At 56.1% G+C, this 18,408-nt stretch carries 23 protein-coding genes; 8 read left to right on the top strand and 15 right to left on the bottom strand.

The genetic code is table 11. From position 1 onward, the window contains the following. Nucleotides 1-60: 60 nt before the first annotated feature. Nucleotides 61-681: an FKBP-type peptidyl-prolyl cis-trans isomerase gene (fklB, locus tag PGR79_RS19745; RefSeq protein WP_002886687.1), complete on the bottom strand. Its 621-nt coding sequence runs from the start codon at nucleotides 679-681 to the stop codon at nucleotides 61-63. 209 nt (nucleotides 682-890) lie between these two features. On the opposite strand from fklB, the gene PGR79_RS19740 reads away from it, so the two are divergent. Continuing rightward, nucleotides 891-1,562 (top strand): LysM-like peptidoglycan-binding domain-containing protein, encoded by a 672-nt coding sequence (locus PGR79_RS19740; protein ID WP_015368604.1) that lies wholly within the window; start codon nucleotides 891-893, stop codon nucleotides 1,560-1,562. A gap of 32 nt (nucleotides 1,563-1,594) precedes the next feature. Here PGR79_RS19740 and PGR79_RS19735 read toward each other — a convergent pair whose 3' ends face one another. From PGR79_RS19735 to rpsF, 5 genes are all read right to left on the bottom strand, one after another. Then, nucleotides 1,595-2,530 (bottom strand): DMT family transporter, encoded by a 936-nt coding sequence (locus tag PGR79_RS19735; protein ID WP_213317441.1) that lies wholly within the window; start codon nucleotides 2,528-2,530, stop codon nucleotides 1,595-1,597. Between the two features lie 145 nt (nucleotides 2,531-2,675). After that, nucleotides 2,676-3,125 carry a 50S ribosomal protein L9 gene (gene rplI / locus PGR79_RS19730; protein ID WP_015368607.1) on the bottom strand — a complete coding sequence of 150 codons (450 nt, stop codon included), beginning with the start codon at nucleotides 3,123-3,125 and terminating at the stop codon, nucleotides 2,676-2,678. A gap of 41 nt (nucleotides 3,126-3,166) precedes the next feature. Further along, nucleotides 3,167-3,394 carry a 30S ribosomal protein S18 gene (gene rpsR, locus PGR79_RS19725; RefSeq protein ID WP_000135199.1) on the bottom strand — a complete coding sequence of 76 codons (228 nt, stop codon included), beginning with the start codon at nucleotides 3,392-3,394 and terminating at the stop codon, nucleotides 3,167-3,169. Between the two features lie 4 nt (nucleotides 3,395-3,398). After that, nucleotides 3,399-3,713, bottom strand: coding sequence for a primosomal replication protein N (gene priB / locus PGR79_RS19720; RefSeq protein WP_015704181.1), 315 nt, complete (start codon nucleotides 3,711-3,713; stop codon nucleotides 3,399-3,401). Between the two features lie 5 nt (nucleotides 3,714-3,718). Beyond that, nucleotides 3,719-4,114, bottom strand: coding sequence for a 30S ribosomal protein S6 (gene rpsF, locus PGR79_RS19715; protein WP_004098001.1), 396 nt, complete (start codon nucleotides 4,112-4,114; stop codon nucleotides 3,719-3,721). Nucleotides 4,115-4,453: 339 nt separating this feature from the next. On the opposite strand from rpsF, the gene PGR79_RS19710 reads away from it, so the two are divergent. Continuing rightward, nucleotides 4,454-4,729: a DUF1471 domain-containing protein gene (locus PGR79_RS19710; RefSeq protein WP_020079809.1), complete on the top strand. Its 276-nt coding sequence runs from the start codon at nucleotides 4,454-4,456 to the stop codon at nucleotides 4,727-4,729. 147 nt (nucleotides 4,730-4,876) lie between these two features. Further along, nucleotides 4,877-6,070, top strand: coding sequence for an MFS transporter (locus PGR79_RS19705; protein WP_213317440.1), 1,194 nt, complete (start codon nucleotides 4,877-4,879; stop codon nucleotides 6,068-6,070). A 61-nt stretch (nucleotides 6,071-6,131) separates the two neighbouring features. Here the strand turns inward: PGR79_RS19705 and PGR79_RS19700 are convergent, their stop codons facing one another. From PGR79_RS19700 to ulaA, 6 genes are read right to left on the bottom strand one after another with little or no spacing between them, the layout of a single operon-like run. Then, nucleotides 6,132-6,818, bottom strand: a complete 687-nt coding sequence (locus tag PGR79_RS19700) for an L-ribulose-5-phosphate 4-epimerase (protein WP_087858300.1) — start codon at nucleotides 6,816-6,818, stop codon at nucleotides 6,132-6,134. Further along, nucleotides 6,818-7,672, bottom strand: coding sequence for an L-ribulose-5-phosphate 3-epimerase (locus tag PGR79_RS19695; RefSeq protein ID WP_113374751.1), 855 nt, complete (start codon nucleotides 7,670-7,672; stop codon nucleotides 6,818-6,820). Before PGR79_RS19695 ends, PGR79_RS19700 begins: the two co-directional genes overlap by 1 nt. Before the next feature lie 9 nt (nucleotides 7,673-7,681). Beyond that, on the bottom strand, nucleotides 7,682-8,335 hold the full coding sequence (gene ulaD / locus PGR79_RS19690) for a 3-keto-L-gulonate-6-phosphate decarboxylase UlaD (RefSeq protein ID WP_015368613.1): 654 nt from the start codon (nucleotides 8,333-8,335) through the stop codon (nucleotides 7,682-7,684). 15 nt (nucleotides 8,336-8,350) lie between these two features. Next, nucleotides 8,351-8,818, bottom strand: a complete 468-nt coding sequence (gene ulaC / locus PGR79_RS19685) for a PTS ascorbate transporter subunit IIA (protein WP_015368614.1) — start codon at nucleotides 8,816-8,818, stop codon at nucleotides 8,351-8,353. 9 nt (nucleotides 8,819-8,827) lie between these two features. Beyond that, entirely contained in the window at nucleotides 8,828-9,133 is a 306-nt protein-coding gene (ulaB, locus tag PGR79_RS19680; protein ID WP_001577590.1) for a PTS ascorbate transporter subunit IIB, read from the bottom strand. A 12-nt stretch (nucleotides 9,134-9,145) separates the two neighbouring features. Further along, nucleotides 9,146-10,546 carry a PTS ascorbate transporter subunit IIC gene (gene ulaA / locus PGR79_RS19675; RefSeq protein WP_430922331.1) on the bottom strand — a complete coding sequence of 467 codons (1,401 nt, stop codon included), beginning with the start codon at nucleotides 10,544-10,546 and terminating at the stop codon, nucleotides 9,146-9,148. A 364-nt stretch (nucleotides 10,547-10,910) separates the two neighbouring features. On the opposite strand from ulaA, the gene ulaG reads away from it, so the two are divergent. Together ulaG and ulaR are read left to right on the top strand one after the other, a co-directional pair. Continuing rightward, nucleotides 10,911-11,975, top strand: a complete 1,065-nt coding sequence (ulaG, locus tag PGR79_RS19670) for an L-ascorbate 6-phosphate lactonase (RefSeq protein WP_411325462.1) — start codon at nucleotides 10,911-10,913, stop codon at nucleotides 11,973-11,975. 103 nt (nucleotides 11,976-12,078) lie between these two features. Beyond that, nucleotides 12,079-12,834, top strand: coding sequence for an HTH-type transcriptional regulator UlaR (ulaR, locus tag PGR79_RS19665; protein WP_015368619.1), 756 nt, complete (start codon nucleotides 12,079-12,081; stop codon nucleotides 12,832-12,834). Here ulaR and yjfP read toward each other — a convergent pair. Continuing rightward, entirely contained in the window at nucleotides 12,831-13,547 is a 717-nt protein-coding gene (yjfP, locus tag PGR79_RS19660; protein ID WP_430922329.1) for an esterase, read from the bottom strand. The two genes, ulaR and yjfP, sit on opposite strands and share 4 nt — an antisense overlap. Before the next feature lie 208 nt (nucleotides 13,548-13,755). On the opposite strand from yjfP, the gene bsmA reads away from it, so the two are divergent. Next, the gene (gene bsmA, locus PGR79_RS19655; RefSeq protein ID WP_113374748.1) at nucleotides 13,756-14,064 is read left to right on the top strand and encodes a biofilm peroxide resistance protein BsmA; all 309 of its coding nucleotides are present in this window, start codon (nucleotides 13,756-13,758) and stop codon (nucleotides 14,062-14,064) included. Between the two features lie 139 nt (nucleotides 14,065-14,203). After that, the gene (gene yjfN / locus PGR79_RS19650; RefSeq protein ID WP_020079815.1) at nucleotides 14,204-14,479 is read left to right on the top strand and encodes a DUF1471 family protease activator YjfN; all 276 of its coding nucleotides are present in this window, start codon (nucleotides 14,204-14,206) and stop codon (nucleotides 14,477-14,479) included. Here yjfN and PGR79_RS19645 read toward each other — a convergent pair. Next, a complete protein-coding gene (locus tag PGR79_RS19645) occupies nucleotides 14,470-16,107 on the bottom strand; it encodes an isovaleryl-CoA dehydrogenase (RefSeq protein ID WP_430922327.1) in 1,638 nt (545 codons plus the stop codon). The genes yjfN and PGR79_RS19645 overlap by 10 nt on opposite strands. Before the next feature lie 179 nt (nucleotides 16,108-16,286). On the opposite strand from PGR79_RS19645, the gene PGR79_RS19640 reads away from it, so the two are divergent. Continuing rightward, nucleotides 16,287-17,582 (top strand): MFS transporter, encoded by a 1,296-nt coding sequence (locus PGR79_RS19640; protein ID WP_087858292.1) that lies wholly within the window; start codon nucleotides 16,287-16,289, stop codon nucleotides 17,580-17,582. Nucleotides 17,583-17,602: 20 nt separating this feature from the next. Here PGR79_RS19640 and rlmB read toward each other — a convergent pair whose 3' ends face one another. After that, nucleotides 17,603-18,334 carry a 23S rRNA (guanosine(2251)-2'-O)-methyltransferase RlmB gene (gene rlmB, locus PGR79_RS19635; protein WP_087858291.1) on the bottom strand — a complete coding sequence of 244 codons (732 nt, stop codon included), beginning with the start codon at nucleotides 18,332-18,334 and terminating at the stop codon, nucleotides 17,603-17,605. Between the last annotated feature and the right edge of the window lie 74 nt (nucleotides 18,335-18,408).

The raw sequence follows: 18,408 nt of genomic DNA, 5'->3' as shown, positions 1-18,408 counted from the left end.
AGGATTTTGCACTATTTTTGTTGGCTCCCTCCCCCTGACAGGAGAGGAAGCCCCTGGTGCTTATATAATGTCCAGCAGCTCAACTTCGAAGATGAGGGTGCTGAATGGCGGGATAGAAGCACCCGCGCCGCGCTCGCCGTAAGCCAGGTTGTGCGGAATGGTCAGCTCCCATTTGGAACCCACCGGCATCAGGGTCAGCGCTTCGATCCAGCCGCCGATCACGCCGGTCACCGGGAATTCAGCCGGTTCGCCGCGGGCCACGGAGCTATCGAACACGGTACCGTCGATAAGTTTGCCGGTGTAGTGAACGCGTACGCGGTCGGTGCGCGCCGGGATCGGGCCTTCGCCCTGCGTCAGTACGCGGAACTGCAGGCCGGATTCAGTGCTGTTCACGCCTTCTTTTTCACGGTTTTCATCGAGGTATTTCTGGCCATCAGCGGCCATCGCCTGGAAGCGCTCGCGACGCACGGCGTCAGCGCGTTCATGGATTTCACGCAGCGCGCGGTGTACGGCTTCAACCGGCACCTGCGGCTGATTACCTTCCAGCGCATCGGCAATGCCGGCAACCAGCGCTTCCGGCAGCAGCCCCTGCAGGCCGGATTCGCTCAGTTGTTGTCCAACCTGCAAGCCGATACCGTAACTTGCCTGCGCTTCGATAGTGTCAAAAGTCGGGGTTGCCATCTTTGTTCCTTTTTTGGGTGATAAACATCTTGAGAAAAGCGTTCGAAAGCATAACAGCCATAGAGGAATGGGTAAAACTTTGTCGGTGGATGATGACAAATCTCAGCGAAACAGAAACAATAGGCGATATCAGGTTAACCTCTACCTTCAGGACGTTAGCCGTCTATACTCATAAGCAGGATAAAAATATGCGGAGCAGGAGGAAAGCCATGCCCGGGCGCTTTGAACTGACATCTACCCTGGCGAAGATCTGGCACGCCCCGGATCAACTTCGTCTCATGGATCCGCTACCGCCCATGCATCGCCGCGGCATCATTGCCGGCTTCCTGCTGGTCATTATTGGTTTCCTGCTCCCCTCCGGCGATAACAGCACGCCGACCCAGGCCAGCCGCGAAGCTAATCTCGATCTGCAGTCCCAGTCTCAGCCGCAAGGTTCGGGCAATCAGGCCGTGCCGCTTCCGCCAATCACCAATACACCGACGGTCAGCGATGCCGACCAGGTTGCGCCTGTGGCGCCTGAAGCCATTCAGGATGAACAGCCAGACCAGACGCAAACCGCTTCCTCTTCTCAGCCGTATCAACAACCGGCGCAGCAGCAGTCTGCTCCGGGCATTGAACAGCAGTGGCGCACCTACCGGATTGAATCCGGCAAAACGCTGGCGCAGCTGTTCCGCGACCACGGACTGCCAGCCACTGACGTCTATGCCATGGCGCAGGTCGAAGGCGCCGGCAAACCATTAAGCACCTTGCAAAGTGGACAAACAGTGCAAATTCGCCAGAACGCCAACGGCGTGGTCACCGGCCTCACTATTGATACCGGCAACGGCCAGCAGGTGCTGTTCACCCGCCAGTCGAACGGCAGCTTCGTGCGCGCGCGATAAACGCTTCGCTTAGGCCGGGTTGTACTCCCGGCCTAACGCGCCTGGCTTTTGTTCACCCAGCGGATCCCTACACACACCAGCACCAGCGCGATCGCGTACTTCCACTCAAAGATATTCTCGCCAAGAAAGACCGCTGACAGCACCGTTCCGGCCACCGGGATAACAAAATTAAACGGCGCAATCATACTGACGCGGTTGTGCTTGAGCAGCACGCTCCATAGTGCGAAAGCTATCGACGACAGCAGAGTTAAATAGCCAAGGATCATCGCTGCGGTCAGGCTGTGCATCCGTAGCTCCCCGCCGGTCAAATACCCGCCCGCCACCAGCACCAGGCCGCCGAAGGCCAGTTGCCAGCCGGTCATCACCGTTGGGTCGACGGTTTGCGAGATGCGTTTGCCGTAGAGCGTCGCCGCCGAGAGGATGAACGCCGCCAGCACGACAAATCCATCGCCCTGCCAGACAAAATTAAAATCGCCCAATGAGGTGTTGAAGTTCACCAACATCACGCCGACGAAGCCCAGCACACAGCCGATAGTTTTGTTATAGCTGAGCCGGTCATTCTGGTAGATAAAATGCGCCAGCAGAACGCTGAAGAACGTCCCGGTGGCATTCATAATCGATCCCTTCACTCCGGTGGTGAATGCCAGGCCGACGTAGAAGAAGGCGTACTGGATAGCGGTCTGCGTTAGCCCCAGCATCGCCAGCTGCCCGCACTGGCGGCCATTGAGTCGGGCGATGGGTTTGCGCTGCGCCAGCGCAAACAGCAGCAACAATAAGCCCGCAAAGAGGAAGCGATAGCCGGCAAAAACAATTTTTGAGGGGACATCATCGGTGGCGATGTGCAGAAGTTCATAACCGCTTTTTATCGCGGGATAAGAACTGCCCCACAGCAGACAGCATAGCGTCGCGCAGACATAAGCTACTTTTTTATTAGCAAAAATCGAGGGGGTCGGAGAGGAAGCGTCCATTAACTTTACCGGAAATAAAATCATGTTTTATTTTATCATCCAGAAAGTGGCGAGAATAGCTACCATACCAGATAAAAATCAGGCAGGCGCTAAAAAGCAAAACGCCGGCACAAGGCCGGCGCATCGACGTGAGTTGAGTAAAAAATTACTCAGCTACAACGTTAACAACCAGTTTAGCGAAGACTTCGCTGTGAACCTGGAAGTCTACTTCGTGCTCACCGGTGGTGCGCAGAACGCCGTTCGGCAGGCGAACTTCGCTCTTCGCAACGGCAACGCCAGCTGCAGAAACAGCGTCAGCGATGTCGCGAGTACCGATGGAACCGAACAGTTTACCTTCGTCGCCAGATTTGGACGCGATGGTAACGGTGCCCAGTGCGTTGATTGCTTCAGCACGTGCGTTAGCAGCGGCCAGAACGTCAGCCAGTTTGGCTTCCAGTTCAGCGCGGCGCGCTTCGAAGAACTCAACGTTTTTCTTGGTAGCTGGAACAGCTTTACCCTGTGGTACCAGGAAGTTACGAGCATAGCCCGCTTTAACGTTTACCTGATCACCCAGGCTACCCAGGTTTGCTACTTTATCAAGCAGAATAACTTGCATTACCTTATCCTCTCAAAGTCGTATTAATGGACCGTGACCGATTACTGATGACGATCAGTGTACGGCAGCAGGGACAGGTAGCGTGCGCGTTTGATAGCGCGAGCCAGCTGACGCTGATATTTTGCACGGGTACCGGTGATACGGCTTGGGACAATCTTACCGCTTTCGGTGATGTAGTTTTTCAGCGTAGCGATATCTTTATAGTCGATCTCTTGAACGCCTTCCGCGGTGAAACGGCAGAACTTGCGACGACGGAAATAACGTGCCATATGGCTAGTCTCCAGAATCTATCAATTCAATCTGCTCGGCATGCAGAACCATTTTACTCAAGCCGTTCTTTGCCTTATGGCAACTAATGAACCCTTGAACGGTGACTGCGCTACCGACCGTTATACTGTGAGTAATGGCCTGGTTCTCGTGTCCGCTAATAATAACGGGCATTTGGCACCACGCCTGCCGGTGAAAACCGGCTTCCTCCTGCACAGAACGATGCTCAAGCACGAACTGGCAATGAGGAATTCCTGACGGGCTGACCTTTCGAAGGGGCATCCTGCACACGGTGCCGGACAACACCAGACGGTTGGTCATCAGGATTACTCTTCAGAATCCCCAGCTTCAGAATCATCTGCGGTTTCGTTAGCGAAATCTTCACGACGCTCACGGCGCTCGTCTTTCGCTTTAACCATCGGAGATGCTTCGGTAACAGCGTGCTTAGTACGCATTACCATGCTGCGGATAACGGCGTCGTTGAAGCGGAAGTTAGTTTCCAGCTCATCGATCGCTTCCTGCGGCGCTTCAACGTTCAGCAGAACGTAGTGAGCTTTGTGCAGTTTGTTGATCGGATAAGCCAGCTGACGGCGGCCCCAGTCTTCCAGACGGTGGATCGTACCTTCTGCTGCAGTGATTGCACCAGTGTAACGTTCGATCATGCCCGGAACCTGTTCGCTCTGGTCAGGATGGACCATAAAAACGATTTCGTAATGACGCATCGAATTGCTCCTTACGGATTATTCAGCCTCCTGTCTGGGTCAGCCGCGGCCCATGGAGGCAAGGAACGTGTTAAAGGGCGGCTGAAAAATTGACGCGTCATTCTAATTGCGCCCCCCCAGGAACACAAGCGCATTTGCACAAATAATTCGCACTAAGCGCCAAGCTGGGCTAAGTGAGTGATTTAAAATTAACCAATAACGAACGCGGCATTTTTTTGAACAACTGCATCAGAAAAGGTCGCTATCAGGCGACGCGCCAGCGATTACAATTTAATCAATAGCCAGACACCAGCAAGAGGAGTCCAGCGTTTTACCCGTACTGTCAGTAAGGAGCGTTCTATGAAAAGCATTATCATCGCCGTAATGGCTGCGCTACTCCTTAGCGCCAACGCGCTGGCAGCCATCAAAATCGATGGGCGTCAGGCTCGCAACATGGATGATGTGCAGAGTCTGGGCGTAATCTATATCAACCATAATATGGCTAGCGAACAAGAGGCCGACCAGGCCCTGAACCAGGAAAGCGATGCCCTGGGAGCGAAGTACTTCCAGCCAATCCTGATTCACGAACCGCAGAGCAATGGCCTTATTCATGCCAGCGCCGCTATTTACCGCTAACCCAGGTCGATGCTTCGCCTCTCCTCATGAGGGGCGAAGCGAAAGCCTACGTAAACGCAATTGAGAATTATTTTCCAAACTGACTTACCAGCGTCATCGCAACCTGATTTAATCATCAATTCACCGTTTGTTAATCAGGAGTGATTGATGGTCCCGCGTTTCGCGACGTTAGGTCGCATCCCTAAAGGAGTTTGGGTACTCGGCGGCGTCAGCCTGTTAATGGATGTCTCGTCAGAGATGATCCACAGCCTACTACCGTTGTTTATGGCCACCACGCTCGGCGCCAGCGTCATTATCATCGGTCTTATCGAAGGGCTGGCCGAAGCCACCGCCTTAATTCTCAAAGTCTTCTCCGGCGTTATTAGCGACTACGTTGGCAAACGCAAAGGGCTGGCGCTGCTTGGCTACGGGCTGGGGGCGATCAGCAAGCCGCTGTTTGCCCTCGCGCCGAGCGCCGGGGTGGTATTTAGCGCCCGCATGATCGACCGCGTCGGAAAAGGTATCCGCGGAGCGCCGCGCGATGCACTAGTCGCCGACGTAACGCCGCCGGAGATCCGTGGCGCGGCCTACGGGCTACGTCAGGCACTGGATACCGTCGGCGCCTTTCTCGGCCCGCTGCTGGCGGTGCTGCTGATGTTCATCTGGGCCAACGATTTTCACGCTATCTTCTGGGTGGCGGTCATTCCCGCCGTACTATCCATTGCTCTACTGGGCTTTGGCCTGCAGGAGCCGAAATCCGCCATCGCGCACAAACGTAGCAATCCGCTGAAGCGCGAAAACCTGAAAAAGCTCTCCGCCGCCTACTGGTGGGTGGTGGCGATCGGCAGTATCTTCACCCTCGCCCGCTTCAGCGAAGCTTTTTTGGTGCTGCGCGCCCAGCAGATGGAGATCCCGTTGTTTACTATTCCGCTGGTCATGGTCGCGATGAACCTGGTCTACAGCCTCACGGCTTACCCGTTCGGTAAGCTCTCTGACAGCATGAGTCACAGTAAACTGCTGCAATGGGGGCTGCTGGTGCTGATCCTCGCCGATATCGTGCTGGCGCTCAGCGGCCACTGGAGCACGCTGCTGATCGGCGTCGCGCTGTGGGGGATTCACATGGGGATGACTCAAGGCCTACTGGCGGCCATGGTTGCGCATACCGCGCCGCCGGAACTACGCGGTACGGCATTCGGCATGTTTAACCTGATGAGCGGCCTGGCGCTGCTGCTGGCTAGTACCGGCGCAGGGGTACTGTGGGAAACCTTCGGCGCAGCCTCGACGTTTTACGCCGGCGCGATGATTTGCGTGGTCACGCTCATCGGCATGCGCTGTATGCCATCGTCCTATCGTCAGGGTTAAAAACGGCTCCGGGGCCAGACCAGTTGCTTCACCCTGAGGTGAAAGCCCCGGAGCGCGTAGCTTACTTCTGCCCGTAGTAGGCGTCAGGCCCGTGTTTACGCAGAAAATGTTTCTCCATTAGCCAGCCGTCGATGGGCTGTAGCTGCGGATTAATCCCGCGGGCGATCCACGCCATTCGCGCCACTTCTTCCATCACCACCGCATTGTGCACCGCCTCGTGGGCATCTTTCCCCCAGGAAAAGGGACCGTGCTGATAGACCACAATCCCTGGCGTATGTAACGGGTTAGCCTCGCCCAGCGTTTCGATAATCACCTTCCCGGTGTTCAGCTCATAGGCCTCTTCCACCTCCTGTGCGCTGAGCGCCCGGGTGCAGGGGATATCACCGAAGAAGTAGTCCGCGTGGGTGGTACCGAGCGCCGGGATTGCCAGCCCCGCCTGCGCCCAGGCGGTAGCGTGCGTCGAGTGGGTATGCACCACCCCGCCGAGGCCGGAATAACGGCGGTACAACGCAAGGTGGGTAGCGGTATCAGAAGAGGGACGCCAGCGCCCCTCCACCACGTTGCCCTGCAAATCGACCACCACCATATCATCGACGGTCATTGACTCGTAGGCTACGCCGCTGGGCTTAATCACCACCAGCCCACGCTGCCGGTCGATTGCGCTGACGTTGCCCCAGGTAAAGGTCACCAGCCCGTAGCGCGGCAGATCCATATTAGCTGCAAATACCTGCTGTTTAAGCTGCTGCATTATGCCGCCTCCGTCAGGCCTGCGCGGGCCATCCGCGCCTTCACCCAGTCACGAGCCTTTGCGACTTCCGCCGCCGGGTCATCGGTGGTTTCGCTCCACATTTCAATCAGATACGGACCACAGTAACCTGTCTGCTTGAGCGTTTCGAAGCAACGTTCAAAATCGACGACCCCTTCACCAAACGGCACGTTTTTGAAGACGCCGGGCTTCGTATCTTTGACGTGTACCGCCACGATATGCCCCATGCCGGCCTGCAATTCCATCTGTACGTCGTTATCCCACGCCGACAGATTGCCAATATCCGGATAAAGCTGGAACCACGGATTATTCAGGTAGTGAGCATAGCCCAACGCCTTACTGATCGAGTTCATCAGCGGATAGTCCATGATTTCCATCGCCAGCGTCACCTGGGCCCGGCTGGCCATCCCTACGCTCTCTTTCAGGCCTTCGCGAAAACGGCGTCGAGTCTCATCATTCGCCTGCTGATAATAAACATCGTAGCCCGCCAGTTGGATCACCCGAATCCCCACATCCTGCGCCAGCTGGATGGCTTTACGCATGATGTCCAGTCCCTGATTACGCACCGCGTCATCTTCGCTGCCGAGCGGAAAACGACGATGGGCGCTAAGGCACATCGATGGTACCCGGACGCCGGTTTCGGCTACCGCCTTGACCAGCGCCAGGCGCTGCTCCTGGCTCCAGTCCAGCCGGGCGAGACGAGCATCGGTTTCATCAAGCGACATTTCGACAAAGTCAAAACCGAGGGTTTTCGCGAGCTGTAACCGCTCCAGCCAGCACTCCCCGCCGGGGAGCGCTTTTTCATAGATACCGAGCGGAATGTGTTTCGACAACATAGCCGCTCCTTAACCCCACAGCTGGGCGATAGAGCGTTTAAACTGGCGAGCCGCTTCCACCGGCGAGGCGGCATCGCGGATACTGCGCCCGGCAATAAAGACGTGAATAGGGATACCGGCGAACAGCGGCAGGTCTTCCAGCGCCAGCCCGCCGGTCACGGTGACTTTGAAGCCCATATCGGAAAGGCGCTTAATCGCGCTGATATCCGCCTCGCTCCACGCCACGCCCGCGGCCTGCGCGTCGCGGCTGCGGTGATAGACCACCTGCTGAATGCCCGCGTCGCGCCACGCCTGCGCCTGCTCCCAGGTCCAGAAACCGGTCAGTTCAATTTGCACGTCGCCGTTGAACTCTTTGGCGACATCCAGCGCCCCTTTGGCGGTGTTGATATCGGCGCAGCAGATCACGGTCACCCAGTCGGCGTTGGCCTCAAAGCACATCCGCGACAGGATTTTTCCGGCATCGGCGATTTTGGCATCCGCCAGCACGATTTTATGCGGGTACAGCGCTTTCAGATCGCGCACCGCGCGCACCCCTTCGCCAACACAGAGAATAGTACCGACTTCAATGATATCCACCTCTTCGGCGATCAGTCGGGTGGTCTCATAGGCGTGAGACAGGGTTTGGTTATCCAGCGCAACCTGCAACATTGGTAACTGAGACATCGTATAAACTCCCTCTTAAACAGCCGCCGCAGTGGCGTTTTCAATTAAATCCAACACTTCCTGCTCGGTGCGGCAGGCGCGTAAACGGTCGAAATTGGCTTCGTCATCAAACAGGTTAACGATCTGCATGATGCCCACCTCCTGGTGGGTGGTGGCGTCAACTGCCGCCATGGTGATCAGAATGTCGACCGGGTCGTTATCTTCGTGATTGAAAATCAGCGGTTTTTTGAGCGTCACCAGCGCAAAGCCGGTTTTCTTAACGCCCTCTTCCGGACGGCCGTGCGGCATCGCCAGCCCCGGCGCGATAACAAAATAGGGACCATGCTGCGCGACGCCATCGAGGATCGCCTGGTAGTAACGCGGTTCCACTACGTCGGCGGCCACCAGCAGATCGACACCGATTTTCACCGCCTCCTGCCAGCTTTCCGCCTCCGCCTGCAGGCGTATGGAGTGGTTCTGCGCCAGAGAATCATGAAGTTTCATGGCGGCTCCTTATTTCACGTCCTGCGGGAAGTGGGCTTTGATCACTTCAAGCAGTTTTGGGCCGAAATCCGCAGGCGACAGCATGTTGCGCACGCCAACCACGTATTTATTGCCAGTAACGGTGATTTCGCCTGCGATGTGGGTCGAGGCAATAATGATATCCGCGCCGTTTAGCTCGCTTTTATACTCACCTACCGCGCAGCTGTTCACCGTGTGGTCGATGTTTGATTGCGTCAGGAACTGGTCCACCTTCATTTTCATGATCATGGAACTACCTTGCCCGTTGCCACACACAGCCAGAATACGTACGGTCATAATCAGAACTCCTTATTGAGCAGAGGCTTCTGCCAGTTGTTTTTCCGCATCTTCCTCGGCGCGCAGCGCGCGGCCGGCGAAGAACATATAAGCCAGTGAAATCAGAATAATGACGGCCATAAACGCCAGCCCTATCGAGGCGAAGCCCTGCATCATCGGCGGCGCCAGGATTGACCAATCCGCCATGCCCATCCAGGCGCTCATCCCGGTCAGCTTCACCGCCCATACGCAGCCGAAGATTTCAATCATGCCCATCACCAGACAGATCTTGAGCGCCGCGCGCCAGCCGCCGAAGTGATTAGCAAAAACGCCAATCGTCGCGTTAGAGAAGAACATTGGGATAAAGCCCGGGATGATCAGAATGGAGGAGCCAACGCCGACGAGAATACCAACGGCAATCAGTTGACCGATGGTGCCCCACATAAAGCCCCAGACCACGGCATTCGGCGCGAAGCTATAGATAGCGGCGCAGTCAATCGCCAACACGGCGCCGGGAATCAGGCGCTGAGAGATGCCGTTGAAGGCTTCGGACAGCTCGGCGACGAACATGCGCACGCCCTGGGTAATGATGAAAATGGCCACGGCGAAGGAGAAACCAGTCTGCAGGATATAGACCGTCCAGTGGGTTTTGCCCGCCATCGTCTGTACAACATCGATACCAAACGAGAGCAGAATGGCGCCAAAGAAAATGGTCATCACAATCGCGGTAGAGACGATGTTGTCGTGGAAGATATTGAGCCAGCCCGGCAGCTTGAGGTCTTCGACGCTCTCCTCTTTTTTCCCCAGATACGGCGCCACTTTATAGGCAATCCACGAGGCAAACTGCTGTTGGTGGCCGATAGAGAAGCCGCAGCCGTCGGTAACCAGTTGAGTCGGCTTGAACATCATGTTGGAGGTGATACCCCAGTACAGGGAGACCAGCACCGCGGTGCAGATAATGGTCGTCCACATGGAGTAGCCGAAGATGAAGAAAGAGACCGCAATCAGCCCCGCCTGCTGAAACATGATATGGCCAGTCAACATGATGGTGCGGATGCCGGTAATGCGGCGCAGCAGGACGTAACAGATGTTTAGCGCCAGCGCCAACAGCACCGCATACCCCACCCAACTGTAGGCCTCGCCCATCCGGTCGATGGTCGCCATCATTGAGGCGTAGGTATCGGAAATCGCGCCATTGATGCCATAAACCTCTGACATTTTCGCCACCACCGGCTTAAAGGTGCTGGTAAGAATGCCGGAGCCGGCTTGTAACAGCATGAAACCAATGATGGTTTTGATCGTGCCTTTGATAATCACGCTGACGCTTTTACGCAACAAGATATAGCCAAGGCAGGTCACGATACCCAGCAGCAGCGGGGCATTAGTCATTACCTGATTAAAGAAGACGGTAAAGATGTTGTAGAGGATCTCCATAACACACTCCAGAAGAGGAAGGCTTTGAACGCGCATGACGCTCAGCAGTTGTCGTCGCCCTCACTCTAATAATCAAAAACAATCACAACAAGATTGAATTTGATTAAATGTGACGCATCACGCAAATAATCATATTTTTTGTGCGTGTATTTTCCATTACGTCACGACATAACCAAACAAACCACTAATATCAACAATATACATACATGCTTGATATTAAATTCAGGGTTTATCAGCGCGTTAGCGCAACGCTCTCACCGCTTTTTCTTGAAAATAGCCGATTGCATTCCTGAAAAAACAGTGCCAGTATCAATCAAAACAAATCACCAATTGATTACTTTTGAAATAAAAGAGGAAGAGATCGATGAGTAAAGTGCAAACCATCACCCGTGAATCCTGGATTTTGAGCACTTTCCCGGAATGGGGTAGCTGGCTGAATGAAGAGATCGAACAAGAGCAGGTTGCGCCGGGCACCTTTGCCATGTGGTGGCTGGGATGCACCGGCATTTGGCTAAAATCGGAAGGCGGCGCTAATATTTGCGTCGATTTTTGGTGCGGTACCGGTAAGCAGAGCCACGGTAATCCGCTGATGAAAACCGGCCACCAGATGCAGCGCATGGCCGGGGTGAAAAAACTACAGCCGAACCTGCGCACTACGCCATTCGTGCTCGATCCTTTCGCCATCCGCCAAATTGACGCCGTGCTGGCGACGCACGATCACAACGATCATATCGACGTTAACGTCGCCGCCGCGGTGATGCAAAACTGCGCCGCCGATGTGCCGTTTATTGGACCAAAAACCTGCGTTGACCTGTGGATTGGCTGGGGCGTTCCGGCAGAACGTTGCATCGTCATGAAGCCGGGCGATGTGGTGAAGATCAAAGACATTGAGATCCACGCGCTCGACGCATTCGATCGTACGGCCCTCATTACCTTGCCTGCCGATCAAAAAGCCGCCGGCGTGCTGCCGGACGGCATGGACCAGCGCGCGGTCAACTATCTGTTCAAAACGCCGGGCGGCAACCTGTACCACAGCGGCGACTCCCACTACTCCAACTACTATGCAAAGCACGGTAACGATCATCAGATTGACGTCGCCCTCGGTTCCTACGGGGAAAACCCGCGCGGCATCACCGACAAAATGACCAGCGCCGATATCCTGCGCATGGCGGAATCGCTAAATGCCAAAGTGGTTATCCCGTTCCACCACGATATCTGGTCTAACTTCCAGGCGGACCCGCAAGAGATCCGCGTACTGTGGGAGATGAAAAAAGATCGTCTGAAATACGGCTTCAAGCCGTTTATCTGGCAGGTCGGCGGTAAATTTACCTGGCCGCTGGATAAAGACAATTTCGAATACCACTACCCACGCGGATTCGATGACTGCTTTACCATTGAGCCGGACCTGCCGTTCAAATCCTTCTTGTAAGCGTATTCCGGCGGGCGCGCCCGCCGGAATTCCCTTTCCACATTAGTATTTAGCGTTAATTTCAAATATCATCTTTGCTTGTCACTTTTAATCGGATTCGCTCATGACTGAAGCGCAAAGACATCAAATTTTACTGGATTTGCTGGCGCAAACGGGATTTGTCACCGTTGAACAGGTAATCTCCCGCCTCGGCATCTCTCCGGCGACGGCAAGACGCGATATCAATAAGCTGGATGAAAACGGCAAGCTGAAAAAGGTCCGTAATGGCGCGGAAGCCATCAGCGAACAGCGCCCACGTTGGTCGCCAATGAACATTCATCAGGCGCAAAACCACGATGAGAAAGTGCGGATTGCCCGCGCCGCCTCGCAACTGGTTTCTCCGGGCGAAAGCATCGTTATCAACTGCGGCTCCACCGCCTTCCTGCTTGGCCGCGAATTATGCGGCAAACCGGTGCAGATCATCACCAACTACCTGCCGCTGGCCAACTATCTGATTGACCAGGAGCATGACAGCGTGATCATTATGGGGGGGCAATATAACCACAGCCACTTCATCACCCTCAGCCCGCAGGGTAGCGAAAACAGCCTGTATGCCGGGCACTGGATGTTCACCAGCGGCAAAGGGTTAACCGCCGAGGGATTGTACAAAACCGATATGTTGACCGCGATGGCCGAGCAGAAAATGCTTAACGTCGTTGGCAAACTGGCGGTACTGGTCGATAGCAGCAAAGTCGGCGAACGCGCCGGGATGCTGTTCAGCCAGGCCAGCCAAATCGACCTGGTTATCACCGGCAAGCAGGCCGATGAAACGATCCTCAAGCAGCTTGAGGATCAGGGCGTGCAGGTTATCCGCGTTTAAAGGTGCTGTAAAAAAAAGGCGGTGGTCGCGTCCAGCGCTTCCGGTGTAATGCGGTGGCGCACGCCCTTTTGCCACTGGCAGGTCAGGTTAGTTGCCAGGCCGCTCTGCGTTAACGCCTGCTGCAGGCGAAATGTGTCGCCGGGCGGAACCACGTCGTCTGCGTCGCCGTGCCACAGCAGCAGCGGCTTGTCGGCTAGCGCCGCTAACTGATGAGTCACGTCCCACTCCGCCAGGCTTGCCGTATCGAATCCGGGCGACGGAAACAGCGTCTGCGCGAGGCTGCTGAAATAGCCTGAGCCCATCAGGCAGGCCACGCATTTTAGCTCTGGATGATGGGTCATGATACCGAGCGCGGTCATGCCGCCCATTGATGCGCCGGCCACCGCCAGCCGTTCATCTTCCAGCCATCCCTCAGCGATAATCGCGTCTCGCAGGGCGGGAAATTCAAGAAAATTCTGTCGCAGGATCGGCCAAAAACGCTGCATTCGCCCCTCCTCGTCGCCGCGAAAACGTGCGCCATGTTCGGCGGCATCCGGCATAATCACCCGGAACCCGGCTTCGGCCAGCGCGACGGCGAAGTAGCTGTAGACCAGCCTGGAAGAGGTAAAACCGTGATAGAAGACGATAACCGGCAGAGGCTTATCCGCCATCCCAGCCGGACAGGCGTGAATCACTTCACCGCCTGCCAGATTGCGCATTTCGAGTGTAATCAACTATCGTCTCCTTCTTTATAGTGGCACGGCGTCTCGCACCAAAACATTCGTCAAAGCTTTGCGTTGAGCACGATTTATAATGTTGAGAGCTCGGTTACGCTTTCATAACATTTTCATTCGAAAATCGCGCGATAGATAACAATTCGGGAACATTCCCCAGAAATGATGTTCAGGCTACCACTACACTATCACTATCAGGAAACGAGATATGGTCATGCGTAGGTTTACACCGTGGTTACTGGCTCTCGCCTTAAGCGGATGTAGCGTCCTGCAGGGTACGCCGGAGGCGCCGCCGCCGGCAAGCGATCATCCGCAGGAGATTCGTCGCAATCAGACTGAGGGCCTGCAAAAGATAGGTACCGTCAGCGTTCTGATGTACGGTTCGCCGATGGATGTCGAGACCGCGTTGAAAGCCAAAGCAGAAGCCGCAAAAGCGGATTACTACGTCATCGTCATGATCGATGACACCATGGTTCCCGGCCAGTGGTATTCGCAAGCGGTTCTGTATCATAAATAGCGGTGTGATGCGTTTTTAACCAGCTTTACACTGCTTTGCGTCCATTCACGTTCTCCTGCGCATAATAACGTTCAGCCAGCCTTTTGGCAGAACGTTAGCAAACGGACTGCCCTCGGGATTACGTGAAATGGAGCTGACGATGAAACGATCACTGACCTTACCCAGCCTGTTGCTGACCACCGCGACGGCCAATACTTCCGCTCAGTCAGCCGAATTCGCCAGTGCGGATTGCGTCACCGGCCTGAACGAAATTGGTCTGATTTCCGTCAATAATATTTCCGGCAGTCAGCAGGATGTCGAGCACGCCATTGCCGTAAAAGCCGATGAGCAGGGCGCTTCCTGGTATCGTATCGTTCAGATGTATGAAGAGCCGCAGCCGGATAGCTGGCGAGTGCAGGCTATTCTCTACGCCTGAGAAGGCTGTCGTCCGCGCCCCATCGCCCGCAGCAGCGCATCGTCCAGCAGTTGCGCGTCCAGGCGGATACCTCCTCGCGGATCCAGCATCATCCGGCACCATGCCTGGGCCAGCGGCGGCGACGCAAAGCGCAGCATCTGCGCGCCCGCCCCCAAGCAATACACCAGACGCGCTATTTCTCGTCCCTGCGCCTCAACAGGTCGCCGTAAGAGTTGCTGAAGCTGTCGCCACGCGCGGTCATAATGCCGGTTCTGCCCCTTAACCTCAGCACACTCCGCTGCCAGCATTTCTAACGCCGCCGGCTGCTTGCCAAGCACCCGCATCACGTCGAGACACATAATATTGCCGGAGCCTTCCCAGATACTATTCACCGGCATCTCACGGTATAAGCGCGGGAGTTCGCTCTCTTCGCAATAACCGATACCGCCCAGCACTTCCATCGCCTCAGCGACAAACGGTATACCGGCGCGACAGATAGCAAACTTGGCGACCGGGGTAAATAAACGAGCCCATAGCACTTCATGCGCATCGTCGCGCCGATCCCAGGCGCGAGCCAGACGGAACAGAAAAGCGGTTTGTCCTTCAAGACGCAGCGCCATCTGGCCCAGCACCTGACGCATCATCGGCTGATCGGCCAGATTTTTGCCGAACGCCTGACGCTGCAGCGCATGATACAGCGCCACCGAGTAAGCGCGGCGCATCAGGGCATGGCTACCGGCGGCGCAGTCGAAGCGGGTCAACGCGCCCATCTTGAGAATTTGCCGCACGCCGTCGCCTTCTTCGCCTATCAGCCACCCGCAGGCGTCAAAGAACTCCACTTCGCTACTGGCGTTAGAGCGGTTGCCTAATTTATCTTTCAGCCTCTCAAGACGCACGCCATTGCGTTGACCATCGGGTAAAAAACGCGGCACAAAGAAACAGGAGAGCCCGCCTGGCGTCTGGCCTAATACCAAATGCGCATCGCTCTGCGGCACCGAGAAGAACCATTTATGGCCCACCAGCCGATAGAATCCCTCCGCCGTTTTTTCCGCCCGGGTGGTATTACTGAGCACATCGGAACCGCCCTGTTTTTCGGTCATTCCCATACCAATCAGCAACCCACGCTTCTGATCGCCGGGCGCCAGATGCGGGTCATAGCGGTCGCTGAGCAACGGCGGCAGCCAGTCGCTAAAGACGGTGGGCAGCGCGCGCTGCAGCAGCGGCGTTGCGGCGAAGGTCATGGTTATCGGGCATAACGTTCCCGCCTCCACCTGGGCATGCAGCATAAAGCGGGCGGTACGAGCAACAAACGAACCCGCGCGGGCATCCTCCTGCCAGGCAAGATTATGCACCCGGTTGGCGCACAGTCCCTGCATTAGCAAATGCCAGGCGGGATGAAACCGCACGTCATCCAATCGGGCGCCGGTGGCGTCGTAGCGTAGCAGTTCCGGCGGATTACTATTGGCCAGGCGCCCCAACTCCAGCGATTCCGCCGTGCCCAACTGCTGGCCGATGCTGGCGAGCAGATCGCCATCCCAGCCGGCGCCTTCACGCACCACCGCCTCACAAAGCGCGGTATCAGACAAAAACAGATTGCTGTTACACAGCGGCGTCGGTTGATTGAATACGGTATGCGTTTGCCAGTGCATAATGTCTCCCTCCGTCAATGGCTCTGACAGTAAGTATGGTCGCCCGCATAGACGCTCACAAAAAAACCGCTCCGCCTTCGTGAAGCCCATCACAGGCATAAGAATTTAAAATTTTCTCATTAAAAATGTATGGAATAATTTATTCATTCGTTACTGTTTTGTATTAGTCGGGGCTTCCTATGCACACCGCCAGCACAACATCGGCAGCGCAAAAACGCGCGCTGATCGCCGGTTCTATCGGTAACTTTATTGAATGGTACGAGTTCGCGGTCTATGGCTTTCTGGCGACCGTAATTGCGAAAAATTTTTTCCAAATGACCGGAGAAGCGCCGCTGACCGGGCTGATTCTGACTTACGCCTCTTTCGCGATTGCGTTTTTCTTTCGCCCGCTGGGCGCCATCGTTTTTGGCCGCCTCGGCGACCGTATCGGCCGCAAGCCGACGCTGATTATCGTATTGGTACTGATGACGCTCGCCACCACGGCTATCGGACTGGTGCCGGTTTACGCCAGCATCGGTATTGCCGCGCCGCTTATTCTGACCGGATTACGTATTCTTCAGGGGCTTTTTGCCGGCGGCGAGTACGGCGGGGCGGTATCGCTGATGACCGAGTTCGCCCCTAAAGGTAAGCGCGGACTGTATGGCGCATGGCAATCTTTTACCGTCGCGCTGGGGCTGCTGGCAGGCGCTGGCGTGGTCGCCCTGATTTCCACCGCGCTCAGCCCCGAAGCATTGCATGACTGGGGCTGGCGAATCCCCTTCTTCCTCGCTATACCGATGGGCATCGTCGCGCTGTGGCTACGCGTAAAAATGGAAGAGACGCCGGGTTTTTTGCGCCAGCAGCAGGCTACGCCGTCCCTGGAAACCCGCGCCAGTTTGCGCCAGACGCTCAAAGCGATTCTCACCGGCATTGGCCGGCTGATGGTATGGTCGGCGGCGGGTTATACCTACCTGGTGATCATGCCCTCGTACCTCCAGTCCGCGCTACACACCGGTTTTAATCAGGCGCTGCTAATTGCGGTGATCTCCAACATTGGTTTCGCCATCACCATCTTGCCTGCCGGGATGCTCAGCGATAAGTGGGGACGTCGGCGGGTAATGGTCGCGGCTGCGGTATTGCTGCTGGTACTGGCGCTGCCGCTGCTGAAAATATTGCAGGCGGAAAGCAGCACGCTGCTGGTGAAAGGTATCGTGGTGCTGATTGCGGGTGGACTGGTGGGGATTCTGGCCGGGCCTGGACCGGCTATGCTGGCGGAGATGTTTCCTACCAAGGTGCGTTATACCGGGCTGGGGTTAGCCTATTCGCTATCGAATGCCGTGTTTTCCGGCTGCGCCGGATTGATTATTACCGGCCTGATTAAACAGACCGGTAATCTGGACATTCCGGCGTACTACGTGATGGCGACAGCCGTCGTCAGCATCGCTGCGCTAATGACGCTCAATAAGAACGATCATCTGCGGGCGCTGGATGACTAACCCACCTCGCCAGCGGCGGCTTAGCTGCGCTGGCGCACCGCTTCAAACAGGCAGATACCGGTGGCGACGGAGACGTTCAGCGAAGAGACGCTACCCGCCATCGGGATGCTGATCAGCTCATCACAATGCTCACGGGTCAAACGGCGCATGCCTTCGCCTTCCGCGCCCATCACCAGCGCCATCGGGCCGGTCATTTTGCTCTGGTAGAGCGTATGGTCGGCTTCGCCCGCGGTACCAACGATCCACACGTTTTCTTCCTGCAACAGACGCATGGTACGTGCCAGATTGGTGACGCGAATCAGCGGCACGCTTTCCGCCGCGCCGCAGGCGACTTTCTTCGCCGTAGCGTTGAGCTGAGCGGAACGATCGCGCGGCACAATCACCGCATGCACGCCAGCGGCGTCGGCGCTACGCAGGCAGGCGCCGAGGTTGTGCGGATCGGTGACGCCGTCGAGGATCAGCAGGAACGGTTGATCGAACTGCGCCAGCAGATCCGGCAGATCGTTTTCCTGATACTGACGTCCCGGCTTCACGCGGGCAATAATGCCCTGATGCACCGCGCCTTCGCTTTTCTCATCGAGGTACTGGCGGCTGGCAACCTGAATCACCACGCCCTGCGCTTCAAGGGCATGGATCAGCGGCAGCAGACGCTTATCCTCACGGCCTTTCAGAATAAAAACTTCCTGAAAACGCTCAGGTGCGCGTTCCAGCAGTGCCTGCACCGCATGGATGCCGTAAATCATTTCACTCATTGATGTACTCGTTTTAGGTTCTGTTATCCGCCCCCTTCACCCTGTCCTGCGCCAGCAGACTTCAGGGTGAAGGG

The sequence above is a fragment of the Klebsiella sp. 141161 genome (assembly GCF_050600815.1).
Taxonomy (GTDB): Bacteria; Pseudomonadota; Gammaproteobacteria; order Enterobacterales; family Enterobacteriaceae; genus Klebsiella; species Klebsiella aerogenes.
The sequence above is the reverse complement of the archived record's forward strand: the minus strand, read 5'-3'. Positions and strand labels throughout refer to the sequence as shown.

Excerpts from the sequence above, each read along its gene's own strand:
- fklB (WP_002886687.1), bottom strand. The coding sequence starts at position 681 with ATGGCAACCCCGACTTTTGACACTATCGAAGCGCAGGCAAGTTACGGT.
- PGR79_RS19740 (WP_015368604.1), top strand. The coding sequence starts at position 891 with ATGCCCGGGCGCTTTGAACTGACATCTACCCTGGCGAAGATCTGGCAC.
- PGR79_RS19735 (WP_213317441.1), bottom strand. The coding sequence starts at position 2,530 with ATGGACGCTTCCTCTCCGACCCCCTCGATTTTTGCTAATAAAAAAGTA.
- rplI (WP_015368607.1), bottom strand. The coding sequence starts at position 3,125 with ATGCAAGTTATTCTGCTTGATAAAGTAGCAAACCTGGGTAGCCTGGGT.
- rpsR (WP_000135199.1), bottom strand. The coding sequence starts at position 3,394 with ATGGCACGTTATTTCCGTCGTCGCAAGTTCTGCCGTTTCACCGCGGAA.
- priB (WP_015704181.1), bottom strand. The coding sequence starts at position 3,713 with ATGACCAACCGTCTGGTGTTGTCCGGCACCGTGTGCAGGATGCCCCTT.
- rpsF (WP_004098001.1), bottom strand. The coding sequence starts at position 4,114 with ATGCGTCATTACGAAATCGTTTTTATGGTCCATCCTGACCAGAGCGAA.
- PGR79_RS19710 (WP_020079809.1), top strand. The coding sequence starts at position 4,454 with ATGAAAAGCATTATCATCGCCGTAATGGCTGCGCTACTCCTTAGCGCC.
- PGR79_RS19705 (WP_213317440.1), top strand. The coding sequence starts at position 4,877 with ATGGTCCCGCGTTTCGCGACGTTAGGTCGCATCCCTAAAGGAGTTTGG.
- PGR79_RS19700 (WP_087858300.1), bottom strand. The coding sequence starts at position 6,818 with ATGCAGCAGCTTAAACAGCAGGTATTTGCAGCTAATATGGATCTGCCG.
- PGR79_RS19695 (WP_113374751.1), bottom strand. The coding sequence starts at position 7,672 with ATGTTGTCGAAACACATTCCGCTCGGTATCTATGAAAAAGCGCTCCCC.
- ulaD (WP_015368613.1), bottom strand. The coding sequence starts at position 8,335 with ATGTCTCAGTTACCAATGTTGCAGGTTGCGCTGGATAACCAAACCCTG.
- ulaC (WP_015368614.1), bottom strand. The coding sequence starts at position 8,818 with ATGAAACTTCATGATTCTCTGGCGCAGAACCACTCCATACGCCTGCAG.
- ulaB (WP_001577590.1), bottom strand. The coding sequence starts at position 9,133 with ATGACCGTACGTATTCTGGCTGTGTGTGGCAACGGGCAAGGTAGTTCC.
- ulaA (WP_430922331.1), bottom strand. The coding sequence starts at position 10,546 with ATGGAGATCCTCTACAACATCTTTACCGTCTTCTTTAATCAGGTAATG.
- ulaG (WP_411325462.1), top strand. The coding sequence starts at position 10,911 with ATGAGTAAAGTGCAAACCATCACCCGTGAATCCTGGATTTTGAGCACT.
- ulaR (WP_015368619.1), top strand. The coding sequence starts at position 12,079 with ATGACTGAAGCGCAAAGACATCAAATTTTACTGGATTTGCTGGCGCAA.
- bsmA (WP_113374748.1), top strand. The coding sequence starts at position 13,756 with ATGGTCATGCGTAGGTTTACACCGTGGTTACTGGCTCTCGCCTTAAGC.
- yjfN (WP_020079815.1), top strand. The coding sequence starts at position 14,204 with ATGAAACGATCACTGACCTTACCCAGCCTGTTGCTGACCACCGCGACG.
- PGR79_RS19645 (WP_430922327.1), bottom strand. The coding sequence starts at position 16,107 with ATGCACTGGCAAACGCATACCGTATTCAATCAACCGACGCCGCTGTGT.
- PGR79_RS19640 (WP_087858292.1), top strand. The coding sequence starts at position 16,287 with ATGCACACCGCCAGCACAACATCGGCAGCGCAAAAACGCGCGCTGATC.
- rlmB (WP_087858291.1), bottom strand. The coding sequence starts at position 18,334 with ATGAGTGAAATGATTTACGGCATCCATGCGGTGCAGGCACTGCTGGAA.